This window comes from Limnospira sp. PMC 1279.21 (assembly GCF_032349615.1).
Lineage (GTDB): Bacteria > Cyanobacteriota > Cyanobacteriia > Cyanobacteriales > Microcoleaceae > Limnospira > Limnospira fusiformis.
Genome location: NZ_JARPLU010000082.1, coordinates 1 through 5,390, shown reverse-complemented (window position 1 = coordinate 5,390; position 5,390 = coordinate 1). Strand labels below are relative to the sequence as shown.

Sequence of the window (5,390 nt, the reverse complement as noted above, 5' to 3'; positions counted from 1 at the left end):
GGAAACGGGATAATTGACTTCTGACCCACCATTACCCCGCAATGATGATGGGAAACCGGGATAATTGACTTCTGACCCACCATTACCCGGCAATGATGATGGTTGAGTGAGGGTAGACATAAATCAGCGGGTAGCATTTGTAAAAAGTTATTAATTTTTTCGGTTGGGTCAGAGGGGAGAATAATCAGGGTTGAGGGGACATAGGTAAGGATTACCTAGTTAAGGGTATAAACTAGATTGAAGTAGATGCCATGATCCTGAAGATTGTCGCCACGATCGCGAAGTTGTATGAGGGGGAAACCATAATCTAAACGGATATTCAGATGAGGGATAGGTTCCCATAGTAACCCCAGACCCCCTCCCACCAAAAAGGTCTGACTGGGTAAACTATTAGGGTTGTTGGGATGATTCCAAACCTGGCCCATATCGAGAAAAGGTGCTAACTGTAAAGTAGGTAAATTCAAGCGATCGCGTTTAAGGGTAATTCTGTCCTCAATAGAGAATCGAAAGCCATTATCCCCGGCGCGGACATTCTGACGGTAGCCACGCAAAGACTGCGCGCCACCGATAACAAACTGTTGAGAGGGAAATAGGGGGTTAGCGGCTAACTGTAGATCTCCCTGAAGAATCAAAAGGTGATTGTCACCGATACGCTGTAGCCGTTGTATCTGTCCTAGCCAACTGACAAAATCGCTATTGGGCAGAAATTTGGTATTAGTAGCATTTAATATCCCCAAGCCTAAACTAAACTGCGATCGCAAAGCCCAAACTCCCAGGCGATCGCGTCGGATATAGTCTTGTCCCAACTTGAGAACCACCAGACGGGTCACACCATCATCATCTGGACCAAAGCCAAAGCGCAACCCCTGATTATCCACCAAAGTTTGACTTTCCTGATAACTCAACCCCGCAGATAAAGCGAACTCCTCCCAGGGAGTCCTCACCAAAGGCTGACGATAGCTAATTTCGTAAAGCTGAGAGTTCCCCTGAATATTGAGGTCTGCAAACTCTTCGGTAATCACCCGATTGCGATAAGGAGGAATCCGCAGTTGAATCGTACCATCCATGGCATTAACCGGGATAGAGTAGATAAAATCTAAGATATCCGACTCCCCCCCAGTAATTAGGCGAGTAGTTTTATAGGAAACCAAGAGGAAATCACCCCTTCCCGTGAGGTTCAGGTGACTAAAATTAACCCCCAAACGTTGGCTACCAATACTGGGGGGGGAATAGTTATCTAAGCTAAAACTAAGCTGTATGGGATTAGCTTCTGTGACTCGGACCACTAAAATACTCTGTCCCTCGCCACCTCCTGGACGCAGACTAGCCTCTACAGAGTCAAATAGGGGATTAAGTCGCAATAGTCGCAGTTGATTTTCCAGTTGTAGGGTATTTAGGGGAGTTTTTGCGCCCAAATTCACCCGACTGATAATGTAGTTAGGATTAAGGCGGCGGGTTCCTTCGACCTCGATTTTTTCTAAACTTCCCTCTATGACCAGAATTTCCACGACCCCATCTGTGATAGTCTGTTGGGGAACCACAGCCCGGGAAGTCATATAACCCCGTCTCAGATAGATTTCTGTAATCTGATCGGCTATATTTTGCAGTTGGTTGAGGGTGATGGTCTGGTTTGATACGGTAGAGGCGATCGCATTAATTTCCTCAGTCGATAGAATACTACTGCCAATTATTTGAATTTCACTAATGGGGAAGGGAGTATCATCACCGGGAATTGGCGGGGACGAGGGGGGTGGTGTTTCTATTTCCGGTTCCCCGTTGGGTGGTATTTGGGGGGGTGACGGGAGGGGTTGTAAAAAGCGATCGCGGTTAGGGTCGCTTTGGGGTGGTAGGGGGAAACTTTGAGAAAGTCCTAAACAGTCTGCGGAATTACAGTTAGGGGAAAATAAAGCCTGGGCTGAAACGAGGGGGGAAAACAGAATCAACCCAACGGTAGTCATTTGACAACCTATCAATCGAATATGTAAACTCATAGGGGTTATGGGGGGGCTTCAAGTGTAGCCCCAGCTAGTGGCACTACCAGCAGGTTAATTTCTCGCTTACTTGATTGACGGGGGGGTTGGTGGGGATACTTAGTCAGAACGGAGTTGATTGCGTAACCCGCCACTACCCCGAATAAAAGGTTGTTCATACAGACGCACCCGGTTACGACCTGCTTGCTCGAGATTCTCCGATCTTAACAATTCTAGCCAAGCCTGCTGGACTTGAGTATCTCTTCGATTATCTGAAAGTAATTCCGAAAAGGCGGCGACCATATCATACCAAAGGGTCTTTTCTGTATAAAATTTTAGGCGATCGCTCTCATTGAGTCCTTCTAATGTCAGAATCTGATCAGAGTCTAAGTCGATCCTTTTGATCCAACCATCCACAATTTGGTTCACCGATTCATTGTCCGGATCACATAAAATTGTCAGGTACCAGTGATAATATTGGTTCACTTCCAAACCCGGAAAGCCATCGAGATCCGCCAGATCTATGCCCACAATGCCAGGATTTTCCATATCCAGTTGAAATTCGGTCCTATAAATCACTATTTCTTCTGTTTCGGGAGACTCTGAATCTGGTAACTTAGTCACAAGTAACTTAATGGGGGTATCCCGACTAGCTACCGGGAGATAAAAGAACAATTGGGGTTTCTCATGGGCGGTCAAACCCATCGTGGAAACGGGAATTAGACTGATGAGGCTTGCATAGTCAGCACATACCTCCCCTCTGGTTCCTCCCCCGTACCGTCTTCCGGGAACTCCCCGCTGGGGTGGGTCGAAGGCTATTAACCATGGAGATGGTTGATTTTGAATGATTACATCTCCGTTGGATGGGTAGGCGATCGCTGGTCGCACTAGGCTACCCCAGACAATGGTTTGGGTACACAGCGCACCCAACAGAGTTGTCCACAAAATAGTAGGGGTTGTCTTAACCATAGGATTCAACTCAAAAACTCGTTAACATACAGGTTATCAAGATAGCTAAATTGTATCCAATGTTTCCGTAATTGACTGTCAAAAATTGTTGTATTTGGAAAGTGGGAGTGTCAAAGTTAGCATGAATCTCAATTTAACGAATGTTGGAACAACTAGCAATTATCGGCACAGAACTATCAGACCCATGGGGGTTTCCTCGCTCTATGGTATCACTTTTGTTGGCAAAAATTGTTTGGCGATCGATTCCTTGCGGGGGTTCTTGTTGAGGATAGACCCGGAAACTGATAATGCTACGGTGGTGAATCCTTATCAGACTTCTGAGTTTGCTGATGTAACGGGTTTGGCGGTGTGGTCTAATGATTTATGGTTTACTCGCTACAATACGGTTTATGTTTGTCGAGAGGCTTTGGTCGGTGAGAATATCGCTAGTCTGAAACCGGAACCTTTGGTAACTCTCCCCTATAATCTTGATGGGATTGCCGTTTGGAACTCTACCCTTTATATTAGTTCTCAACAGGGGGGGTGCATTTTTGTTTATAGTCTCATTAGCGGTCGGGAAATTACCCGGTTTTATGCTCCCGGAATTGGGGTCGAAAATTTGACGGTGCGAGATGAGGAATTGTGGGTATGCGATCGCCTCGAACAAACCGTTTATTGTCTCGAACGTGGTACCGGGGAAACTAAGTTTAATGTGTTAACTCCCTTTGAGTATCCCACGGGTTTGGGGTTCTATACTGACCCGGAAACCGGAGAAGAAGTGCTATATGTCGCCTATGCGGGAGATGAATTATTTATCCGAGATGACCCTAACTCCTATGAACAATATCAACTAGCTAAACGCGATCGCACTTTTATTCATCCCCTCTATTTTCACTACAATGAGTCCCAAAGATATGCCACATCTAACGGATATCTGATTGAGATGTCCTATGTAGAGGAAATCGAACCTTTAGAAGAGATTTACCTAGAAGATGTAGAATGGCGTATCGCCCTACCCTCCGAGACTGATCGCCAAAAAGTTCGGGAAATTTCCTATATTGGGACTCCCTTCACCGAGGAAATAGAAGCCGGAGAAAGGGTAGCCGTTTTTAAGTTTAAACCCCTCAACTCCGCCGAAAGACGTATCTTTGGCTGGAAAGCATTATTAGAAGTCCGAGGAATTAAATATCAAATCCATCCTTTAGATGTGGAAAAAATCCAGCCATTAACTCAGGAATTTAAGGATAAATATCTAGTAGATAATGATAACCTCGCTATGGAATCATCCATAGTCCGTCAAGCCGCTGAAGAAGCCGTGGGGACAGAAACTAATATTCTGCGGAAATTATTAAGTGTTCGGAATTATGTTTACGATCGCCTTGACTACAGCCTTACCGCTAAAATTGAAACCCCAGACGTGGTACTAGACCGGGGGATAGGGTCCTGCGGTGAGTATGTGGGGGTATTGCTGGCTTTGGGACGGCTAAATGAAATACCCTGTCGGACGGTGGGACGCTACAAATGTCCGGCTTTTGCTGATCGCCGGGGCGTTCCCCTAGAACCAGAGTATAATCATGTTTGGCTGGAGTTCTATATTCCTGGCTTTGGCTGGGTTCCTATGGAGTCTAACCCTGATGATACTGGTGGTAGTGGACCTTATCCTTTACGGTTTTTTATGGGCTTGGCTTGGTATCATATAGAAATAGGTAAGGGGCTGAAGTTTCAACGCCTGACTAACCAGGGGCTTCCTGTCGATAAGGAAAAAGTCTCTCTAGGGAATTTGGCGATTAACCATGTTCGGTTTACCATTTTGGATGAACTGCCAGCCATTTAGGGGAAGATACAGCACTCATGGAGTTTACTACGGTTAATATTCTGTTTCTCATGGCGATCGCTCTGTTGCTTCTGGTAACCGGTGGTGTCGCCTATTTGACTTTTGCTGATTGGCGCGATCGCCGCCGCCGAGAAAAGGAACGTCGCGGTCAATAACCCCATTTTTCTTGACCCTCCCCGGACTCCCCCCACAACTCTTTTAACTCCTCTGAGGGGTGGAAAGACTTAATCACCCCGTCAGCATAAAAAAGTTATTTTGTCAAGGGGTGGCAAGTTCGAGCAGTGGCCAAAGGCGAAAAACTCGTGATTCGTGAGATTAAAAACTTGACCAGAGAATATTTTTAACTGCCATAAAATAGGGGTTACAGCCAACTTTTTTGCGTGTAGACATAGCAAGCCCTTGGGTGCGATTTATATGATGAAAGCAGAACCCCTATAATCTCGTCAAGTGTTTACGAGAAATTATCAATAAAAATGTATGAATTCTTAACATACTTGGGAAAATTAAAACCATTTCCACGGAATGATTAGTAAAACTTAACTATTTTCCGTAATGTAAGGGGGGTGATAGTGGAGGTTTTTAAAAACCTACATTCCGCAGGTTGATAGGTAATTAACCGGATGCGTAGTAATAGCGCT

At 45.5% G+C, this 5,390-nt stretch carries 4 protein-coding genes; 2 read left to right on the top strand and 2 right to left on the bottom strand.

The window, feature by feature from the left end:
• Positions 1–215 precede the first annotated feature (215 nt).
• Together P5683_RS13625 and P5683_RS13620 are read right to left on the bottom strand one after the other, a co-directional pair.
• Positions 216–1,991, bottom strand: a complete 1,776-nt coding sequence (locus tag P5683_RS13625; RefSeq protein WP_315640175.1) for a ShlB/FhaC/HecB family hemolysin secretion/activation protein — start codon at positions 1,989–1,991, stop codon at positions 216–218.
• Between the two features lie 99 nt (positions 1,992–2,090).
• Complete coding sequence (locus P5683_RS13620; protein WP_315640174.1) at positions 2,091–2,939, bottom strand: DUF928 domain-containing protein; 849 nt, start codon at positions 2,937–2,939, stop codon at positions 2,091–2,093.
• Between the two features lie 121 nt (positions 2,940–3,060).
• Here P5683_RS13620 and P5683_RS13615 point away from each other — a divergent pair, with 121 nt between their 5' ends.
• The gene (locus P5683_RS13615) at positions 3,061–4,752 is read left to right on the top strand and encodes a transglutaminase-like domain-containing protein (RefSeq protein WP_035759293.1); all 1,692 of its coding nucleotides are present in this window, start codon (positions 3,061–3,063) and stop codon (positions 4,750–4,752) included.
• A gap of 17 nt (positions 4,753–4,769) precedes the next feature.
• Entirely contained in the window at positions 4,770–4,907 is a 138-nt protein-coding gene (locus tag P5683_RS13610; protein WP_006624191.1) for a hypothetical protein, read from the top strand.
• The last annotated feature ends 483 nt before the right edge of the window (positions 4,908–5,390 follow it).

Excerpts from the sequence above, each read along its gene's own strand:
- P5683_RS13625 (WP_315640175.1), bottom strand. The coding sequence starts at position 1,991 with ATGAGTTTACATATTCGATTGATAGGTTGTCAAATGACTACCGTTGGG.
- P5683_RS13620 (WP_315640174.1), bottom strand. The coding sequence starts at position 2,939 with ATGGTTAAGACAACCCCTACTATTTTGTGGACAACTCTGTTGGGTGCG.
- P5683_RS13615 (WP_035759293.1), top strand. The coding sequence starts at position 3,061 with ATGAATCTCAATTTAACGAATGTTGGAACAACTAGCAATTATCGGCAC.
- P5683_RS13610 (WP_006624191.1), top strand. The coding sequence starts at position 4,770 with ATGGAGTTTACTACGGTTAATATTCTGTTTCTCATGGCGATCGCTCTG.